The organism is Vibrio sp. JZG10, assembly GCF_054064075.1.
Genome location: NZ_JBSUGE010000029.1, coordinates 1 through 17400, shown reverse-complemented (window position 1 = coordinate 17400; position 17400 = coordinate 1). Strand labels below are relative to the sequence as shown.

At 44.7% G+C, this 17400-nt stretch carries 18 protein-coding genes and 2 tRNA genes; 11 read left to right on the top strand and 9 right to left on the bottom strand.

Going from position 1 to position 17400, the window contains the following annotated elements; genetic code table 11:
* Window positions 1–430: 430 nt before the first annotated feature.
* A complete protein-coding gene (locus tag ACWYVB_RS22130) occupies window positions 431–1303 on the top strand; it encodes a TraB/GumN family protein (protein WP_006743037.1) in 873 nt (290 codons plus the stop codon).
* 128 nt (window positions 1304–1431) lie between these two features.
* A complete protein-coding gene (locus tag ACWYVB_RS22125; RefSeq protein WP_046874287.1) occupies window positions 1432–1854 on the top strand; it encodes a hypothetical protein in 423 nt (140 codons plus the stop codon).
* A gap of 304 nt (window positions 1855–2158) precedes the next feature.
* Here the strand turns inward: ACWYVB_RS22125 and ACWYVB_RS22120 are convergent.
* Window positions 2159–2235 (bottom strand) — tRNA-Pro (locus ACWYVB_RS22120).
* Between the two features lie 260 nt (window positions 2236–2495).
* Between ACWYVB_RS22120 and ACWYVB_RS22115 the strand changes: the two genes are divergently transcribed.
* The 3 genes from ACWYVB_RS22115 to rluF all read left to right on the top strand — a co-directional run bounded on the left by ACWYVB_RS22115 (window position 2496) and on the right by rluF (window position 4603).
* Complete coding sequence (locus tag ACWYVB_RS22115) at window positions 2496–2636, top strand: DUF3149 domain-containing protein (protein ID WP_005382236.1); 141 nt, start codon at window positions 2496–2498, stop codon at window positions 2634–2636.
* 132 nt (window positions 2637–2768) lie between these two features.
* Window positions 2769–3350: a DNA endonuclease SmrA gene (gene smrA / locus ACWYVB_RS22110; protein ID WP_457530186.1), complete on the top strand. Its 582-nt coding sequence runs from the start codon at window positions 2769–2771 to the stop codon at window positions 3348–3350.
* A 95-nt stretch (window positions 3351–3445) separates the two neighbouring features.
* Window positions 3446–4603 carry a 23S rRNA pseudouridine(2604) synthase RluF gene (gene rluF, locus ACWYVB_RS22105; RefSeq protein WP_457530184.1) on the top strand — a complete coding sequence of 386 codons (1158 nt, stop codon included), beginning with the start codon at window positions 3446–3448 and terminating at the stop codon, window positions 4601–4603.
* A gap of 64 nt (window positions 4604–4667) precedes the next feature.
* On the opposite strand, the gene ybaK is transcribed toward rluF, so the two are convergent.
* The 8 genes from ybaK to hemA form a co-directional block, all read right to left on the bottom strand.
* On the bottom strand, window positions 4668–5141 hold the full coding sequence (ybaK, locus tag ACWYVB_RS22100; RefSeq protein ID WP_457530182.1) for a Cys-tRNA(Pro) deacylase: 474 nt from the start codon (window positions 5139–5141) through the stop codon (window positions 4668–4670).
* Window positions 5142–5243: 102 nt separating this feature from the next.
* On the bottom strand, window positions 5244–6926 hold the full coding sequence (ushA, locus tag ACWYVB_RS22095) for a bifunctional UDP-sugar hydrolase/5'-nucleotidase UshA (RefSeq protein WP_457530180.1): 1683 nt from the start codon (window positions 6924–6926) through the stop codon (window positions 5244–5246).
* A gap of 151 nt (window positions 6927–7077) precedes the next feature.
* The gene (gene kdsA, locus ACWYVB_RS22090; protein ID WP_005384095.1) at window positions 7078–7929 is read right to left on the bottom strand and encodes a 3-deoxy-8-phosphooctulonate synthase; all 852 of its coding nucleotides are present in this window, start codon (window positions 7927–7929) and stop codon (window positions 7078–7080) included.
* A gap of 53 nt (window positions 7930–7982) precedes the next feature.
* Window positions 7983–8792 (bottom strand): SirB1 family protein, encoded by an 810-nt coding sequence (locus tag ACWYVB_RS22085; protein ID WP_457530178.1) that lies wholly within the window; start codon window positions 8790–8792, stop codon window positions 7983–7985.
* 6 nt (window positions 8793–8798) lie between these two features.
* Entirely contained in the window at window positions 8799–9182 is a 384-nt protein-coding gene (locus tag ACWYVB_RS22080) for a SirB2 family protein (protein WP_005382225.1), read from the bottom strand.
* Window positions 9183–9222: 40 nt separating this feature from the next.
* The gene (gene prmC, locus ACWYVB_RS22075; protein WP_074190989.1) at window positions 9223–10077 is read right to left on the bottom strand and encodes a peptide chain release factor N(5)-glutamine methyltransferase; all 855 of its coding nucleotides are present in this window, start codon (window positions 10075–10077) and stop codon (window positions 9223–9225) included.
* A 3-nt stretch (window positions 10078–10080) separates the two neighbouring features.
* Window positions 10081–11169: a peptide chain release factor 1 gene (gene prfA, locus ACWYVB_RS22070; protein WP_005382222.1), complete on the bottom strand. Its 1089-nt coding sequence runs from the start codon at window positions 11167–11169 to the stop codon at window positions 10081–10083.
* Window positions 11170–11198: 29 nt separating this feature from the next.
* A complete protein-coding gene (gene hemA / locus ACWYVB_RS22065) occupies window positions 11199–12455 on the bottom strand; it encodes a glutamyl-tRNA reductase (RefSeq protein WP_005384104.1) in 1257 nt (418 codons plus the stop codon).
* Window positions 12456–12616: 161 nt separating this feature from the next.
* On the opposite strand from hemA, the gene lolB reads away from it, so the two are divergent.
* The 6 genes from lolB (at window position 12617) to ACWYVB_RS22035 (ending at window position 17274) form a co-directional block, all read left to right on the top strand.
* A complete protein-coding gene (gene lolB / locus ACWYVB_RS22060) occupies window positions 12617–13228 on the top strand; it encodes a lipoprotein insertase outer membrane protein LolB (protein WP_005393172.1) in 612 nt (203 codons plus the stop codon).
* Complete coding sequence (gene ispE / locus ACWYVB_RS22055; RefSeq protein WP_457530174.1) at window positions 13225–14097, top strand: 4-(cytidine 5'-diphospho)-2-C-methyl-D-erythritol kinase; 873 nt, start codon at window positions 13225–13227, stop codon at window positions 14095–14097. The genes lolB and ispE overlap by 4 nt, the downstream gene beginning before the upstream one ends.
* A 27-nt stretch (window positions 14098–14124) precedes the next feature.
* Window positions 14125–15069, top strand: a complete 945-nt coding sequence (locus tag ACWYVB_RS22050) for a ribose-phosphate pyrophosphokinase (RefSeq protein WP_005393176.1) — start codon at window positions 14125–14127, stop codon at window positions 15067–15069.
* Window positions 15070–15220: 151 nt separating this feature from the next.
* A complete protein-coding gene (gene pth, locus ACWYVB_RS22045; protein ID WP_457530172.1) occupies window positions 15221–15811 on the top strand; it encodes an aminoacyl-tRNA hydrolase in 591 nt (196 codons plus the stop codon).
* A gap of 10 nt (window positions 15812–15821) precedes the next feature.
* Window positions 15822–16913 carry a redox-regulated ATPase YchF gene (ychF, locus tag ACWYVB_RS22040; RefSeq protein ID WP_005393178.1) on the top strand — a complete coding sequence of 364 codons (1092 nt, stop codon included), beginning with the start codon at window positions 15822–15824 and terminating at the stop codon, window positions 16911–16913.
* Window positions 16914–17197: 284 nt separating this feature from the next.
* Window positions 17198–17274: transfer RNA gene (locus ACWYVB_RS22035), tRNA-Met, on the top strand.
* Window positions 17275–17400: the final 126 nt, after the last annotated feature.

Genomic DNA, 17400 nt, shown 5'->3' with positions numbered 1-17400 from the left:
CGAGGGGCCTAACAGTTGCATTCAACATACAACCAGTTATTTCTAAGCGTAAAATAAATAGAAATAGGAAGTGATCTAGTTCAAAAAATGATACTCAGCAAAAACCATAAAAACTTAACTTTCATGAAGTTACAAGCCACGTCAAAATCGAACAACTTGTTTTGACGAGTTTGCTGCGATCTAGGTCACTCATATTCATGAGTTACGACTGATTTTGTAAGATTTGGATCACGCCTAATTATTTTGTGAACCATTAGTAAGCGAATGACCTATTTATCTTTCGTGAAGTGACTCTCATTTATTCATCGTCAAAACTCGTCAATATTTTTAGAAATGACGATTTTGTCGAATATCCCCACTAGAGAAATTGCACTTAACCTCAAGCATTTTTGCGTATAAAGTTTAAAGGTACTTACCTGAGGACCATTCTATGTTTCGTCTCTTGACACTCATATCATCCCTACTTGTTGCCTTTGCTCCCTTTTCCTCTTATGCAGAACCGCAACATTGGCTAGCAAAAAAAGGGGAAACCGAGCTGATGATCATTGGCTCTGTGCATGTGGGCGATAAAACGATGTACCCGCTCCCTAAAACTATTACTCAGCACTTAAGCCAAAGCGCTGGATTGATTATCGAAGCTGATGTCAGAAACTCTGAAGGCTTGGTTTACCCACAAACAACCATTCTTTCTAAAGATGTTTTAGACAAGGCTCAACGTCGCCACTTAGTCGAGATAGCACAAGATTTAGGGTTGCCAGAAACTCAACTTTTGAATTCTCCACCATGGACGGCTGCATTAACCATCCAACTCGCTTTAGTTAACAAACTGGGGTATGTCTCTGATAAAGGGGTCGACATGCACTTAATAGGACTCGCTGATAAAAAACAAATCCCGGTCATTCCACTGGAGTCCGTGCAATTCCAAATTGATTTAATAGCAGGTCAATCAGAAGGCGGTAAAGAGATGCTCCTCTCGTCAATTGAAGAATATGACGGGGGGGAAGAATTGGTTCAGTGTTTGATAGAAAGCTGGAAGAGCGGTGATGGTAGTATGTTGGTCGAGGCATCATTAACCGATCAAGCAACAGAAGATTTTAATCAGGCTTTCTTATATGAGCGCAATCGAGATTGGGCAAAAAAACTTGATACTGGCAGTGTCCTACCTCAACGTTCGGGTCGCTATACCGTTGTTGTCGGCAGTTTGCATCTAGTTGGTAAAGATAATCTGATTGAGCTGCTTAAAAAAAGGGGTTTTGACATAAAACCACTCGGTAAAACCCGCCAAGCTAGGTGCCATATTTAGAAATTTATTTGAAGGCAGCCAGCCTCATCAATGATGAATAGCCAGGCATCACGCTAACACGATCACTGACAATGGTTTACTCTCTCTGCTAAAACGACTCTAACCTATGCGGATACATAATAACTCATATGAAATTTAAAGCTTTATTCCTATGCGTGAGCAGCATGATGCTCACTTCATCGCTTGCTTATGCTAAACCGTCATGTAACGTAGAAAATTTTCAAGCTATTGATATAACCCCGGAAGCAAAAGGCGGGCTATTAGATAAAGAGAGTGGCCAGTTTCTTATTACCGAAAAACCAATGATGCGTTGTGCGAACATCACTTTTTCCACTAACCATACCCGAAATCGCGTCGCACATATGATGAATCAAGGCTTTGAAGCTGTTTACTTTGATGGAAGCTCGAGCAAATCTCACTCCGTCACGTTTGATGAAGACGAACTAAAAGCAGGTTACATCAAAGTTGGTCCAAACCATCCAAAGACCGCTTATGTTTGCTTCACAACTTCTGAAACTCCTATCAGCACTATCTCGTGTGACATCAAGTAATATATTTACTCGCTCTAAAAAATGAAAAGGCCCTACATTACTGTAGAGCCTTCCTCTCAATACGTGTCGGTGAAGTGCCATATTCTAACGTCAGGTGAACCCATTTGGCTCGATACTATTGAAGTCTAAAAATTACTAGCGCTAAAAACGAAGAAAGCCTGCTCATTGAGCAGGCTTTCTAAAAGTGGTCGGTGAAGTAGGGATTCGATTGGACTGGCATTCCAGACCCCGACCCTCTGGCTCCAAATAAATATCACCAAATACGAAAAAGGCTCTACATTTCTGTAGAGCCTTTTTCTCAATATGGTCGGTGAAGAGGGATTCGAACCCCCGACCCTCTGGTCCCAAACCAGATGCGCTACCAAACTGCGCTATTCACCGAGATGTTTAACTGAGGACTTGTCCCCGTCAACGAATGCGTATATTACGGATTCTGAACTATGACGCAAGTGCTTTTTTAAAAAAAACCTTAGGTCTTAATTCGTTTGATGAATAACTGAACACTAGCACGTAAAATGTGACTGATAACTCACAACAAAATACAGTTTATTAACCTTAGCAACATAATTGATCCAGATCAGTGTGCAACAAGGCACTGCCATTTAGTTTTATGCCTGTCGGGAACATCTTGGAGGAAACGTATGGACTTTTGGCTTGATCTCCTATTTGGTAATGCAGTGGGTCTATCGTCAATGATAGTAATCTTTGGGGCAATTGGTCTGATGTTATTTTACGGCGGTTTCTTCATATACAAGATCATGAACGACAAATCTCCTCACTAGATCTCGCTTAGCTCTAGAAACGCTTTGCACCGGAGTCGGTTACTTGCCTACTCCGGTTTTTTATTTGATCTAAATGCACCACTCATTGATATAATCCTATTATTCCTCCCTGTTCTTAATGAGATTACTACTATGTCTCACGATGACGATTTTGATCTGTTCCAACAGATGATGGGCGATGTAAAGCCGATCACTCAAGACACCGCCCAACACAAAAAAGTACACCAAGTAACCGAAGCGCAGCTCGCCAAGAGAGAAGCGGCAATCTGGCTAACAGAAGATGACCCAGAATACCTGTCACTTGATCACGCAGAAATGCTGAAACCAGAGGACTTTGTTGAGTTTAAACGTGATGGCGTACAAGACGGGGTTTACCGCAAACTTCGTCTTGGCAAATATCCAATCCAAGCACGCCTAGATCTGCATCGTAAAACATTGAAAGAAGCTCGTGATGAAGTCGTAAAGTTTTTAAAACAGTGCCTATCAATGGACATACGAACGGTCGTTATTGTCCACGGCCGAGGAGAACGCTCAAATCCACCAGCACTAATGAAAAGCTTTGTTAGCAGCTGGCTACAACAAATCAGGGAAGTTCAGTGCGTGCACAGTGCGCAACGCTTTCACGGTGGAACCGGAGCCGTTTACGTTCTACTTAGAAAAAGTGCGGAAAAGAAATTAGAAACTCGCGAACGTCACCAAAAACGGTTGGGCTAAATTTCACCCTAATGCTAGAATGCCCGCCCTTATTCTTCCTTCCCTTTCACGGGAAGGAAACTTCATTCGCCGTTGTGAAACGTTAGGAGACAAAAATGTCACAAGACAACGCTAAACGATTAAATAAATTCATCAGTGAAACTGGCTTTTGTTCACGCCGTGAGGCAGACAGACTGATTGAACAAGGTCGTGTCACCATTAATGGAAACAAGCCTGAAATGGGAACAAAAGTGCTACCTGGTGATGATGTTTGTGTGGATGGTAAGCCAGTTGCAGCAAAAGAGAAGCCGATTTATATCGCTCTCAATAAACCAACAGGCATCACCTGTACAACAGAACGAGATGTACCTGGAAACATCGTTGATTTTATCGGTCACAAAAAACGTATCTTTCCGATCGGCCGCTTGGATAAACCCTCTGATGGTCTGATTTTTTTGACCAACGATGGCGATATCGTCAACAAAATCCTCCGTGCTGGCAACAGCCACGAAAAAGAGTACGTTGTGCGCGTGGACAAACCGATTACAGGTGAGTTTCTCAAACAGATGTCGAGCGGCGTTAAAATTCTCGATACCGTCACTCTACCTTGTAAGGTAACGAAAGAGACTAAGTTCTCTTTCCGTATTGTGCTCACTCAAGGACTTAACCGCCAAATCCGTCGTATGTGTGAAGCACTAGGTTACGAAGTCTTTAAGCTTCGTCGTGTTCGAATCATGAATATCTCTCTTGACGGTATTCCGAACGGAAAATGGCGTTACTTAACTGACGATGAAGTCGCTGAGATTCTTGCTATGTGCGATGGTTCGGTGGGTACAGAAGAGGCATCAAAAACAGACTCTAGAGGTCGTAATATTCGTAAAGCGACTGATGCGAAGCTGTTTGATAGCCGTGAAGAAAATCAAGACTCTACTGCTCGTCGTAACCAGAAGACAAGAACTTTCCGTGGTAACAATGCTGATGAATTCCGTCATGCACCAAACTCGAAAAAAGGTCAACAAAAGCGTCGTCAGCGTGACGATGAAGGCGGACGTCCAGCTAAAGAACATTACAAAGTGAAACCACAAGGTGAACGTAGCAGACCGCAAGGCGAGCATGGAAAATCGCACCGTAAACCAGATGCATCGAGCAATAAGCACTCAGCAAACAAGCCTCAATCACCGAGTAAGCCTAAGCAGCATTACATGAACCCAAATGCCGCGAAGCCAAGCAAACCAGCTAAACGCACCGGTGGTACATTGAGTCTGAAGAAGTAACGCTTCACTGACAGGCAAGATCAAAAAAGGACGCTCATGAGCGTCCTTTTTATTTGTCATGAGTTTACAAACAAAGAGGTGCAAACTGACCGCGAGTTAATCCAAGCAAATCTTTCGGGGCTAACTCGATTTCTAAACCACGTTTACCTGCACTCACACAGATGGTGTCTTGCTCTTCTGCGCTTTCGTGCAAAAAAGTAGGTAAGGCTTTTTTCTGCCCCAGTGGGCTAATCCCACCAACAACATAACCTGTGGTCTTTTGCGCGATTTCCGGATCAGCCATATCGGCCTTTTTGCCCTTCGCTGCTTTCGCTGCGAGTTTTAGGTTCAGCTTTTGATCAACAGGGATAATCGCAACCGCAAGGTTCTTTGGCTCGCCGTTCAAGCAGAACAGCAAGGTTTTAAATACTGTTTTCGGATCCTGCCCCAGTACTTCAGCAGCCTCCAAGCCATAACTATCGGCTCTAGGGTCGTGCTCATACTGATGAATCGTGTGTGGAATTTTTTTCTTTTTCGCAAGATTAATGGCCGGAGTCATCAAGATTCTCCTCATAAAAACAAAAAGCGCAGATTGAATTGGATCTGCGCTTTTAGTTAATGATATCAGCGAGTTTGAGTCAATCGCTTTTTCTCTGTTGGGTTACTGATCAATCGCCGTATCAACTAAATACGTGATTTCACCTGAAGGGGCATACTCATTAACATCAATAGGGCTGTGTGTTTCTAAATAATCCTTCAAAACCTCAGCATCGGTAAAACCTGTATTTACATACCCTGGATGATCGTCGATTTTAGGGTAACCATCACCACCAGCAGCATTATAGCTTGGTACGGTAAAGCGGTAATTATCATCTAAGCGAAGTTGCTTATTACCAATGAACACATTGGTTACCTCACCATTATTGATACTCATCGCAATACCCGCAAACTGCGCGTAAGCTCCAGAGTCGACAGGCTTAGTTGCAACAACATTTAGGTAATCCAATACTTCTTTGCCCGTCATATCAACGTAAGAGACCATATTGCCGAATGGCTGAACAGTCAGCACATCTTTGTAGGTAATGTCACCTGCTGCAATCGAATCGCGAACGCCGCCAGAATTCATTACGGCAAAATCTGCTTTTGCCCGTTCCATATGAGCCGTTGCAATCAATCGACCTAAGTTAGTTTGCTGGTAACGCACCACATTGCGGTCACCCTCAAGCTTACCGTTAGATTCTGCAATCTTCACGTTTAGCTTGCCCTGACCTTTTTCTTGATAAGGACGAAGAAACTCAAGCATCGCTTCGTCTTGTTCAATCTCTTCTTGGATCAAAACTCGTTGCGACTGACCATCAACTTTAATTTTCTTTTTCAAGTTTACTGGGATCAGATCGTAGCTCACCATCGAGAGTTCACCATTACGAAACTCGTAATCGGCGCGTCCCACATATTTCCCCCACTCATGTGCCTGAACAATATAAGCACCATTTTGTTGATCAGGCTGACATTCATCACCCGGTTGAAAGCTCTTTTTGATGACGTTTGGACCTTCCATGCAAACCGGCTCTTGTGAGTGACCACCGACAATCATATCCAGATCACCTTCATTCAAATAACGAGCTAACGCTACATCACCAGGTGCATTGATGCCTCTATTGCCATTCTCATAGTGTCCCATATGTGTGACAGCAAAAATAAGGTCTGGGTACTCCGTTTCTTTCAGTTCTGCAATCAGCTTCTTGGCTTCTTCTTTTGGGTCACGGAAATCAATTTGTTCAATGAATTCAGGGTTGCCAAGTTTCGCTGTATCTTCGGTTGTAAGACCAATTACTGCAATCTTAATACCCTGTTTGTTAAACATCGCGTACGGTTGGAATAGGCGCTTGCCAGTATTTTTATCGTAAATATTGGCAGACAACATCGGAAAACTTGCCCACTCTTGCTGCTTGAAAAGCACATCCAATGGATTATCAAACTCATGATTACCTAGCGCCATCGCATCGTAACCAATTTTGCTCATGCCTTTAAAATCTGGCTCGGCATCTTGTAAATCAGACTCAGGTACTCCAGTGTTGATGTCTCCACCAGAAAGCAGTAACACACTGCCCCCCTCTGCTTGTATTTCTTCACGCAAATCATCTATTAACGTTTTACGTGCCGCCATACCGTACTCGCCGTATCGATTTTGCCAAAAACGACCGTGATGATCGTTAGTGTGTAGCACGGTCAATTTATAGGTTGTATCTGCATTCCATTCTGGTGCAGGTTGCGTAGCACACCCAGCTAACGAGGCCAAAATAGCGGCACTCAACGCAGTTTTAATAATCAGACGCTGCTTCATTTATTTACCTTTTTTCTTATTGGGAGTCACTGATGCACATTCCCAGCGGCCTAGAGCCTTTACAGCAAGAAGCTGAGAATGATGCGCCATCTGATAAAAAAATAGCCAACACGAGGTTGGCTATTGCATTTGATCACCAGTCATCTGGCGTTTACTTGATATCGATATCTGCAAAGCTCTTGATCAGATCATCAAGAGATTTCATTTGCGCTAGGAACGGTTCTAACTTGTCTAGCGGCAGTGCAGATGGGCCATCACAGCGTGCTTGGTCTGGGTTTGGATGCGCCTCGATAAATAGACCTGCGATGCCTGTTGCTAGACCCGCTTTCGCAAGTTCAACTGTCTGCTCACGACGACCGCCAGATGCCGCACCTGACGGGTCACGCATCTGTAGTGAGTGCGTTACGTCAAAGATGATTGGGCTGCCTTTCGATGCATTTTTCATCACACCAAAGCCAAGCATGTCTACGACTAGGTTATCGTAACCGTGGCAAGAGCCGCGCTCACATAGGATGATCTTGTCGTTACCGCATTCCGCGAACTTCTCAACGATGTTACCCACTTGACCTGGGCTCATAAATTGAGGTTTCTTCACGTTGATAACCGCACCTGTTTTGGCCATAGCTTCAACAAGGTCAGTTTGACGAGCTAGGAATGCAGGAAGCTGAATAACGTCTACCACGTCAGCGACAGGTTGAGCTTGCGCTTCAGTGTGAACGTCAGTGATGATCTTCACACCAAATGTGTCTTTTAGCTCTTGGAAGATTTTCATACCTTCTTCAAGGCCTGGGCCACGGTATGAATGAACAGAACTGCGGTTTGCTTTGTCAAACGACGCCTTAAATACGTAAGGAATGCCAAGTTTTTCCGTTACTTTTACGTAGTGCTCACAGATCTGCATCGCAAGATCACGAGACTCAAGAACGTTCATACCTGCAAATAGGGTGAATGGCTTGTCGTTAGCAACCTGAATGTCGCCGATATTAACGATTTTCTGTTCCATTTTGATTCTCTTTTTCTGTCCACGATACGCCACAGTTCGGCACATCGATAAAATTAGTGAAGTGTGACGTGCGTTTCACTCATCACATTAACTTGTGATTTTAGTAGCTCAGAAGCCGGGTCGTCAGGGCATTGGTCAATAAAGTACTGAAAATCTGACACCGCCACTTGAGGGCACTCTAGCTGTTGGAAAATAAAACCACGGTCACGAATCTCGTATGGGTCATCTGGCACAAAGGTTAACGCAAGGTTCGTACAACGCAACGCCAACGTGTAGTGCTCTTCACGTAACATCGCGCTTTTGATCAACGCTAACCAGCGACCAATAATGGTTGGATTGTCAGCTTCTTCAAAGTGTTCTGGCTTTAACTGAGCCAACGGCCCTTCTTGACCAATAAGCCAAGCTTGGAGAATTCTTTCCCCCACATACTCACCATTAAATGGGTTAATGTAGTCTGGCTTTTTATGCATCCAATCGACTTTTAGTAGGAACTGAGTAGGGAAAGTAACTCCCTTCAACGGGAAACCCAGCTTTTTGCCTAGATATAATAAAATCGAACCTAAACTAACCGGAATACCTTTTCGGCGCTCCAACACTTTATCGATAAAGCTGTTGTCCGAAATAAAGTATTCCTGCTCGTCGCCTTTGAATCCCCACTCATGGAAAAACAGTCGTAGGAATGCATCAAATCGCTGCTCTTCATCCGTTTCATGAACAAGCGTGGCTTCCGCATCTTTGTAAAGACGCTCTAACTCTTGTTTCGCCCAATTTACTTTGGTTTCAGGGTTAATCGCTTTGTTTAGCTCAAGCGCACCTTCCACCAACGGTATATTGTCAAAATCTTCGTCAAAAAACTCTAACATGACGTCTTATCCAAATAACGTAGGGCTCTTAGACACAGCAATGTTTGCAGCCATGACTAACCAACCTAATGCGCCGAAAAAGCCAAATATCTTCAGTAGGTTGTTTTTCGCAAGCTTCAACGAGAAGAAACCGAGTGCAATGTACGCCAGTACGCAGGTGATTTTGTTTGTTAACCACGGTGCGGCATCAGTAAACGGGATGAAACCAGTAATGAAAATAAGCGCGATACCTGACACTAGCAATGCAGTATCAACGATGTGGGGAAACACTTTCAAAAAGCGATTATTTCGCTTCGGTGAGTTCATCATCATTAACACAAATCGGATCGATAATAGTGTCGCGCTGAGCGCAATCGTCACTAAGTGTATGTGTTTTAGAGCTACGTACATTTTTCTTCTCTTTTTAGTTAGTGTTTGCTGACTTCCGTGATTAACAGGCAAAACAACCGAGCGTTACTCGATCGTTACCGCCGTAATCTTTTTCCGTGGCAACTTGTTGGTAACCAAAACCACGCATTATCTCACGTACGGCATCACCCTGATCATAACCATGTTCGAATGCCAGCCAACCGCCCACTTCAAGATACTGACGAGCAAGATCCGAGATATGGCGGATATCGGCTAAACCATTCTCCTTAGCAACTAATGCTGATTTTGGCTCAAAGCGCACATCACCTTGGGATAAATGTGGATCTTTTTCATCAATATACGGCGGATTGGAGACAATTAAAGCAAACTTCGTACCCTCTGCAATAGGCTCGAACCAACTGCCTTGAGCAAAGGTCACATTTTTGATGTTTAGCTGCTCAGCATTGTACTCTGCAAGTGCTTTCGCTTCTTGCTTGAGATCTACGCCCATCACTTGACGTTTTGGCATTTCAGATGCGAGTGCGATAGCAATTGCCCCCGTCCCCGTTCCAAGATCTAAAATAGGTCCTGTTTGCTCATAGGTCTTATCGAGTGCAACTTCGACCAAACGTTCTGTATCCGGTCTTGGGATCAAGGTGGAGGGAGAAACTTTGAACGGTAGAGACCAAAACTCTCGTTCACCAATAATATAAGCGACGGGTTCACCAGTTAAACGTCGTTCAAGTAGAGCGTCGAATTTTGCTTGTTGCTCTGCTTCTAATGCTTTTTCTGGCCAGGTCAGTAGATAAGTTCGTGGTTTGCCAAGGATATGGCAGAGGAGTACAGCTGCATCGAGAGAAGGCGACTCTTTGCCGCCTTCTGCCAGTTTCGCCGTCGCACTTTTCAGTGCTTGCTCAATTGATTGAACTTGGCTCATCGATTAGCCGTTCTCTGCGAGCGCCGCAAGTTGGTCTGCTTGGTGCTCTTGAATTACAGGATCAATCAAGCTCTGCAGGTCACCTTCCATCACTTCGTTCAAACGATAGATGGTTAGGTTGATACGATGATCAGACACACGACCTTGTGGGTAGTTGTAGGTACGAATACGGTCACTGCGGTCACCAGAACCTAGAAGGTTACGACGTGTATCAGACACTTCTGCGGCACGACGTTCTTCTTCCGCTTGAACGATACGAGCAGCAAGAACTGCCATCGCTTTCGCTTTGTTCTTGTGCTGTGAACGCTCGTCCTGACACTCTACTACCGTACCCGTTGGTAAGTGGGTAATACGGATTGCAGAATCCGTGGTGTTAACGTGCTGACCACCCGCGCCAGACGCACGGAACGTATCGATTTTCAGGTCTGCTGCTTTGATTTCTGGCAGATCCGCCTCTGGGATTTCCGCCATCACCGCTACGGTACATGCAGAAGTATGCACACGGCCTTGGGATTCAGTTGCAGGAACACGTTGCACACGGTGACCACCAGACTCAAACTTCAGTACGCCGTACGCACCGTCGCCGCTCACTTTTGCGATCATCTCTTTGTAACCACCGTGTTCAGCTTCGTTTGAAGACATCACCTCGATGCGCCAGCCACGCTTTTCTGCGTACTTGCTGTACATACGGAATAAGTCACCCGCGAAAATACCCGCTTCGTCGCCACCCGCACCTGCGCGAATTTCTAGGAAACAGTTACGATCATCGTTCGGATCTTTTGGCAGAAGAAGAATCTGTAACTCATCAGTAAGACGCTCAATCGTCGCTTTCGCTTCTTTGATTTCTTCTTGCGCCATTTCACGCATTTCTTCGTCGTCTTCGTTTGCCATCTCTTCAGCGGCGACAAGATCTTCTTGTGCTTGTTGATAAGCTTGGAAGCACTTGGTTACTTCTTCTAGCTGAGAGTACTCTCTTGATAGAGCACGGAATTTGTCCTGATTTCCAATTACATCAGGATCACCAAGAAGATGTTGAACTTCTTCGTAACGTTCTACTAGCGTTTCTAGCTTAGTCAGAATAGAGGCTTTCATAGTGTCGTTTTCTTAATAAAAAGCGTGAGTTATAGATCATCCAAGCCGAGTGTCTGGCGGATAATCGTTAATTTTGCTGGTTCGCCTTGCTCTGCCGCACTTTGCAATGCGCGAGTTGGAGCGTGAATCAGTTTGTTGGTGAGTTTATTACTCAGCTCGCGCAGCACTTTCTCTGGATCTGCGCCTGCCGCTAAAGATTGCAAACTTTTGCTCAGTAACTCTTCACGAATTTCGTTGGCTGATTTGCGATAGTCGCGAATACTATCGACGGCTTGCAGTGAACGCAACCATGTCATAAACGCAGCGCTTTCTTCACTAACAATCGCTTCGGCTTGAATCGCTTCGACTTTACGCTGCTCAATGTTGCTGTCGATGATAGATTGCAAGTCATCAACCGAATACAAATATGCGTCGTTCAGTTCACCGACTTCCGACTCTACATCTCGCGGCACCGCAATATCGACTAACAAGATAGGTTGATGTCGGCGCTGCTTCAGAGCCGTTTCGACCATACCTTTGCCAATAATAGGCAATGGGCTCGCCGTTGAGCTAATCACGATATCCGCTTTCGCCAAATGTTCAGGAATTTCGTTCAAACTGATCACTTCTGCGCCAAATTGATCCGCTAAGCCTTGCGCACGCTCTTTAGTGCGGTTCGCGACAATCATTTTTGTGCAGCCGTTGGATGCTAAATGCTTCGCGACCAGTTCAATCGTCTCTCCCGCACCAACCAAAAGCACGGTTGAATCAGATAACGACTCAAAAATATGTTTTGCCAATGTACATGCGGCATAAGCCACGGACACAGCATTACCGCCGATATCTGTTTCTGTTCTCACACGCTTGGCGACTGAGAACGTCTTTTGAAACAGTTTATCAATTGAAGCATCGACAGCTTGATGATCTCGCGAGTCAGAAAATGCTTGTTTTACCTGCCCCAAAATTTGAGGCTCACCCAACACCAGAGAATCTAGCCCGCATGATACGCGCATCAAATGCTTAATTGCGGCTTGTTCTTCATGCACATACAAACTCGGCATTAAATCTTCGCGGCTCACTTGATGAAACTGAGCAAGCCAATCGATTAACTTATTTCGCGCTCCTTGCTTAACATCGCAGTACAACTCAGTTCGGTTACAGGTTGAAACAATCACACTGCCGTTAACCGCTTCGTGCTCTCTAAGTTGCTCGAGTGCAGGGCCGAGTTTATCCGGACCAAACGCCACCTTCTCTCGCAAGTCGACAGACGCTGTATTGTGATTGATTCCAATAGCAAGCAAGGACATCTAACGTGGTATCTCTGGGATAGGTTATAAAATAGGTCCAGAATTTTACTGTAAGCACGCATTTATTGAAAGGGTAAGCCGGATTTGTTTTCCTAACTGCGACTTTTCAATGCTATAGTTGTGAGCGATTCCCGACGAAACTGATTAATAAGCCATCAAACATGACGTTACGCTCCTTTATTCTTTTTTTCTTGTCGAGCTTACTGCTCGCTGGTTGTTCCTCCGTTCCTGAAAGTGTTACCAGCGTTGAATGGCAAGCTCATGAGCAACGACTCGAGACCATCCAAGATTTTCAAGCAACGGGAAAACTTGGTTATATTGGCCCAGACCAAAGACAAAATTTAAATTTCTACTGGAAACATTCTTCAGCACTAAGCCAGTTGCGTTTAACTACGATTCTCGGACAAACGGCATTAAAGCTCACCATCACCCCACAAGGTGCCACAGTAGAAACTTACGACGATCAGGTCCTTTCCTCTCGCAGTGCAAACCAGCTAATTTACCGTCTTACGGGGTTAATGATGCCCGTTGAACACATGCCTGACTGGCTATTAGGCCTACCGACCGATGCCGACAAATTCCAATTGTCCCCAACCAATACACTGCAAGCGTTAAACAAACAAATTGGTTTAAATGATTGGCGTATTGCTTATCAACGGTATGGCGACGTTCAATGGCATGAGCAGTCTCTACCACTGCCAAATAAACTGAAACTCACCACTGCTGACGTAAAAATAAATCTAGTGATCACAAAATGGAACATCACCCAATGATCGAACTTTCAACCCGCTGGCCATCGCCAGCGAAATTGAATCTCTTTCTATACATCAACGGTCGCACAGAAAATGGCTACCACGAGTTACAAACCTTATTCCAATTCGTCGATCACGGCGATGAGCTCACCATTCAAGCAAACCATTCTGGTGATATTACGATTTCTCCAGATATAGAAGGTGTGCCTCTTCAAGACAATTTAATTTGGAAAGCAGCAACCGCGCTTCAAGCTTACTCAAACTGCCCTTTTGGCGCGCATATTGAGCTACAGAAAGTGCTGCCTATGGGTGGGGGCATTGGTGGGGGCTCATCGAATGCAGCTACAGCACTAGTGGCACTGAACTACTTGTGGCAACTGAATCTAACTGACGATGAACTGGCTGAAATTGGTTTAAAGTTGGGCGCAGACGTGCCCGTATTTGTGCGCGGATTTGCAGCTTTCGCTGAAGGTGTTGGCGAGAAACTCTCCCCCGCTTATCCAGAAGAAAAGTGGTATTTAGTCGTCAGACCGAATGTTTCTATCGCAACCGTCGACATTTTTTGTCATCCAGATCTAACGCGAAACACCCCAAAACGAGATCTAGAAACACTTTTAAATACGCCAAGCGTAAACGATTGCGAAAAAATTGTACGAATGCTCTACCCAGAGGTTGATAAGCAACTTTCTTGGCTGCTACAATACGCGCCGTCAAGATTGACGGGGACAGGATCTTGCGTTTTTGCTGAATTTTCGAGCAAATCTGAAGCAGAAACTATCCTTGCACAACTCTCTGATAAAGTCTCGGCATTTGTCGCTCAAGGGCGCAATATTTCGCCATTAAAAGAGACTTTGGCTGAATACCAATCAGCCTCACACCGACCTATTTAAACTGGACGCAAACCCGAGGTTTCCACCGTGCCTGATATGAAGCTATTTGCTGGTAACGCAACACCTGAACTAGCCCAACGTATTGCTGATCGTCTTTACATCTCTCTTGGTGATGCATCTGTTTCTCGCTTTTCTGATGGCGAAGTTGCAGTTCAAATCAATGAGAATGTTCGTGGTAGCGATGTTTTCATCATTCAATCCACTTGTGCACCGACTAACGACAACCTAATGGAATTGGTTGTTATGATTGATGCAATGCGCCGTGCTTCAGCAGGCCGTATCACTGCAGTTATCCCTTACTTCGGCTACGCTCGCCAAGACCGTCGTGTACGTTCTGCGCGTGTGCCAATTACTGCAAAAGTTGTTGCTGATTTCCTATCTAACGTTGGTGTTGACCGCGTTCTAACTATCGACCTACACGCAGAGCAAATTCAAGGCTTCTTCGATGTACCTGTAGACAACATCTTCGGCACGCCAGTGCTACTTGAAGATATGCAGGCTCGCGGTCTAGATAACCCTGTTGTGGTATCTCCTGACCTAGGTGGCGTTGTTCGTGCTCGCGCAACAGCAAAAGCACTAGGCGACATCGACATCGCAATCGTAGATAAGCGTCGTCCACGTGCAAACGTTTCTGAAGTAATGAACCTAATCGGTGATGTTGAAGGTCGTGACTGTGTGATCGTTGATGACATGATCGACACAGGTGGCACACTATGTAAAGCAGCTGAAGCACTAAAAGAGCGCGGTGCTAAGCGTGTATTCGCTTACGCTACTCACGCTGTATTCTCAGGCAACGCTGCGGACAACATCAAGAACTCAGTTCTTGACCAAGTTATCGTAACTGACTCTATCTCTCTATCTAAAGAGATGGCTGCAACAGGCAAAGTGACAACACTAAGCCTATCTCGCATGTTGGCTGAAGCGATTCGTCGTATCAGCAACGAAGAGTCAATCTCTGCAATGTTCAACTAATACGAACATTTCAGTTACACTGATTTCAAAAGCACCCCTCTTTGGGGTGTTTTTTTATTTGTACTGATAACCAGAAAATCCCTTGGTCGCCCACTGCGAGAATTCTGTGCTATCATACTGCGCTTTTTGAGATTCCAGAGAGATCCTAACCTTGAGTCAACAAATCAAACTTCTTGTTGGTCTTGCTAATCCAGGACCAGAATACGCCAGAACTCGTCACAATGCGGGCGCTTGGGTTGTAGAAGAATTAGCACGCGTTCACAACGTTACACTGAAGAACGAACCAAAGTTTTTTGGTCTAACAGGACGCATTATGGTCAATGGCCAGGATCTCCGTTTGCTTATCCCAACCACCTTCATGAATCTATCAGGTAAATCGATCGCAGCGCTTGCGAAATTTTATCAAATTAAACCTGAAGAGATCATGGTCACTCATGACGAGCTAGACTTACCGCCAGGTGTCGCTAAGTTTAAAAAAGGTGGTGGTCACGGTGGACATAACGGTCTGCGTGACACCATTAGCAAACTGGGCAATAACAAAGATTTTTATCGTCTTCGCATTGGCATTGGTCATCCGGGACACAAAGATAAAGTGGCGGGTTTTGTATTAGGTAAAGCGCCAGCTAAAGAGCAAGAGCTTTTAGATGCAGCAGCTGATGAGGCTGTTCGTTGTCTAGATATCCTGATTAAGGATGGCCTATCTAAAGCACAAAATCGCCTCCACACGTTCAAAGCTGAATAAGGTTACTATCATGGGTTTTAAATGTGGCATCGTTGGTCTACCTAACGTAGGTAAATCAACTCTGTTCAACGCACTAACTAAAGCGGGTATCGAAGCAGCAAACTTCCCGTTCTGTACCATTGAACCAAACACTGGTGTGGTTCCTGTGCCAGATCTACGTCTAGACGCACTAGCTAAGATCGTTAACCCACAGAGAGTTCTTCCAACGACGATGGAGTTCGTGGACATCGCTGGTCTTGTTGCTGGTGCATCACGTGGTGAAGGTTTAGGTAACAAATTCCTAGCTAACATCCGTGAAACAGACGCGATTGGCCACGTTGTACGTTGTTTTGAAAACGAAAACATAGTTCATGTTTCAGGTAAAGTTTCACCTATCGAAGATATCGAAGTGATCAACCTTGAACTTGCAATGGCCGACCTTGATTCTTGTGAGCGAGCGATTCAACGTAACGCGAAGAAGGCAAAAGGCGGCGATAAAGACGCAAAATTTGAACTAACAGTACTAGAAAAACTGTTACCAGTACTAACTGAAGGCGGCATGGCACGCACAGTTGAGCTATCTAAAGAAGAGTTAGCAGCAATCGGCTACCTAAACTTCCTTACACTGAAGCCAACTATGTACATTGCAAACGTAAACGAAGATGGTTTCGAAAATAACCCATATCTAGATGCGGTTCGCGAGTTCGCAGAAAAAGAAAACAACGTCGTTGTACCTGTATGTGCAGCTATCGAATCTGAACTATCTGAACTAGAAGATGAAGATCGCGAAGAATTCCTAGCGGATATGGGGATCGAAGAACCGGGACTGAACCGTGTAATTCGCTCTGGTTACGAGCTACTAACTCTACACACCTACTTCACGGCAGGTGTTAAAGAAGTACGTGCGTGGACAATCCCTGTTGGTGCAACTGCGCCTCAGGCGGCAGGTAAGATCCACACTGACTTCGAGAAAGGCTTTATTCGTGCAGAAGTAGTCGGTTACGACGATTTCATCCAATTCAATGGTGAAAATGGCGCAAAAGACGCAGGTAAATGGCGTCTAGAAGGTAAAGACTACATCGTAAAAGATGGTGATGTTGTACACTTCCGCTTCAATGTTTAATTAAATGAATGAATTTTAAACACTTCATTTACACTAAAAGCCAGCTGCTAAGCTGGCTTTTTTAATGCCTTAAGTAAATGAGCAAAAATAAATTACCTAACTGCAAGCTAATTTATTTCCAGTTTTAGATCATAAACACGCCTCTTTGTTTAAAAAGGAAGCGAACGAGGGTTTTTCCGAAATTTATTAAAAAAAACTGTTGACGGATCTCACTCAACTTCGCATAATGCGCGCCGTTCCCAACGACAAGACAACAAAGCGTTGAGAGTAAAAAATATGGTTTTGGCTACGTAGCTCAGCTGGTTAGAGCACATCACTCATAATGATGGGGTCACAGGTTCGAATCCCGTCGTAGCCACCATGAACAACGTTATTTAGGTTTTTACCAATTACCTTGATAACTACAGAATAAGTTGCGGAAGTGGCGGAATTGGTAGACGCACCAGATTTAGGTTCTGGCGCCGCAAGGTGTGAGAGTTCAAGTCTC

What these genes read in the sequence shown, in the direction of transcription:
- ACWYVB_RS22130 (WP_006743037.1), top strand. Translation starts at nt 431, where the DNA reads ATGTTTCGTCTCTTGACACTCATATCATCCCTACTTGTTGCCTTTGCT.
- ACWYVB_RS22125 (WP_046874287.1), top strand. Translation starts at nt 1,432, where the DNA reads ATGAAATTTAAAGCTTTATTCCTATGCGTGAGCAGCATGATGCTCACT.
- ACWYVB_RS22115 (WP_005382236.1), top strand. Translation starts at nt 2,496, where the DNA reads ATGGACTTTTGGCTTGATCTCCTATTTGGTAATGCAGTGGGTCTATCG.
- smrA (WP_457530186.1), top strand. Translation starts at nt 2,769, where the DNA reads ATGTCTCACGATGACGATTTTGATCTGTTCCAACAGATGATGGGCGAT.
- rluF (WP_457530184.1), top strand. Translation starts at nt 3,446, where the DNA reads ATGTCACAAGACAACGCTAAACGATTAAATAAATTCATCAGTGAAACT.
- ybaK (WP_457530182.1), bottom strand. Translation starts at nt 5,141, where the DNA reads ATGACTCCGGCCATTAATCTTGCGAAAAAGAAAAAAATTCCACACACG.
- ushA (WP_457530180.1), bottom strand. Translation starts at nt 6,926, where the DNA reads ATGAAGCAGCGTCTGATTATTAAAACTGCGTTGAGTGCCGCTATTTTG.
- kdsA (WP_005384095.1), bottom strand. Translation starts at nt 7,929, where the DNA reads ATGGAACAGAAAATCGTTAATATCGGCGACATTCAGGTTGCTAACGAC.
- ACWYVB_RS22085 (WP_457530178.1), bottom strand. Translation starts at nt 8,792, where the DNA reads ATGTTAGAGTTTTTTGACGAAGATTTTGACAATATACCGTTGGTGGAA.
- ACWYVB_RS22080 (WP_005382225.1), bottom strand. Translation starts at nt 9,182, where the DNA reads ATGTACGTAGCTCTAAAACACATACACTTAGTGACGATTGCGCTCAGC.
- prmC (WP_074190989.1), bottom strand. Translation starts at nt 10,077, where the DNA reads ATGAGCCAAGTTCAATCAATTGAGCAAGCACTGAAAAGTGCGACGGCG.
- prfA (WP_005382222.1), bottom strand. Translation starts at nt 11,169, where the DNA reads ATGAAAGCCTCTATTCTGACTAAGCTAGAAACGCTAGTAGAACGTTAC.
- hemA (WP_005384104.1), bottom strand. Translation starts at nt 12,455, where the DNA reads ATGTCCTTGCTTGCTATTGGAATCAATCACAATACAGCGTCTGTCGAC.
- lolB (WP_005393172.1), top strand. Translation starts at nt 12,617, where the DNA reads ATGACGTTACGCTCCTTTATTCTTTTTTTCTTGTCGAGCTTACTGCTC.
- ispE (WP_457530174.1), top strand. Translation starts at nt 13,225, where the DNA reads ATGATCGAACTTTCAACCCGCTGGCCATCGCCAGCGAAATTGAATCTC.
- ychF (WP_005393178.1), top strand. Translation starts at nt 15,822, where the DNA reads ATGGGTTTTAAATGTGGCATCGTTGGTCTACCTAACGTAGGTAAATCA.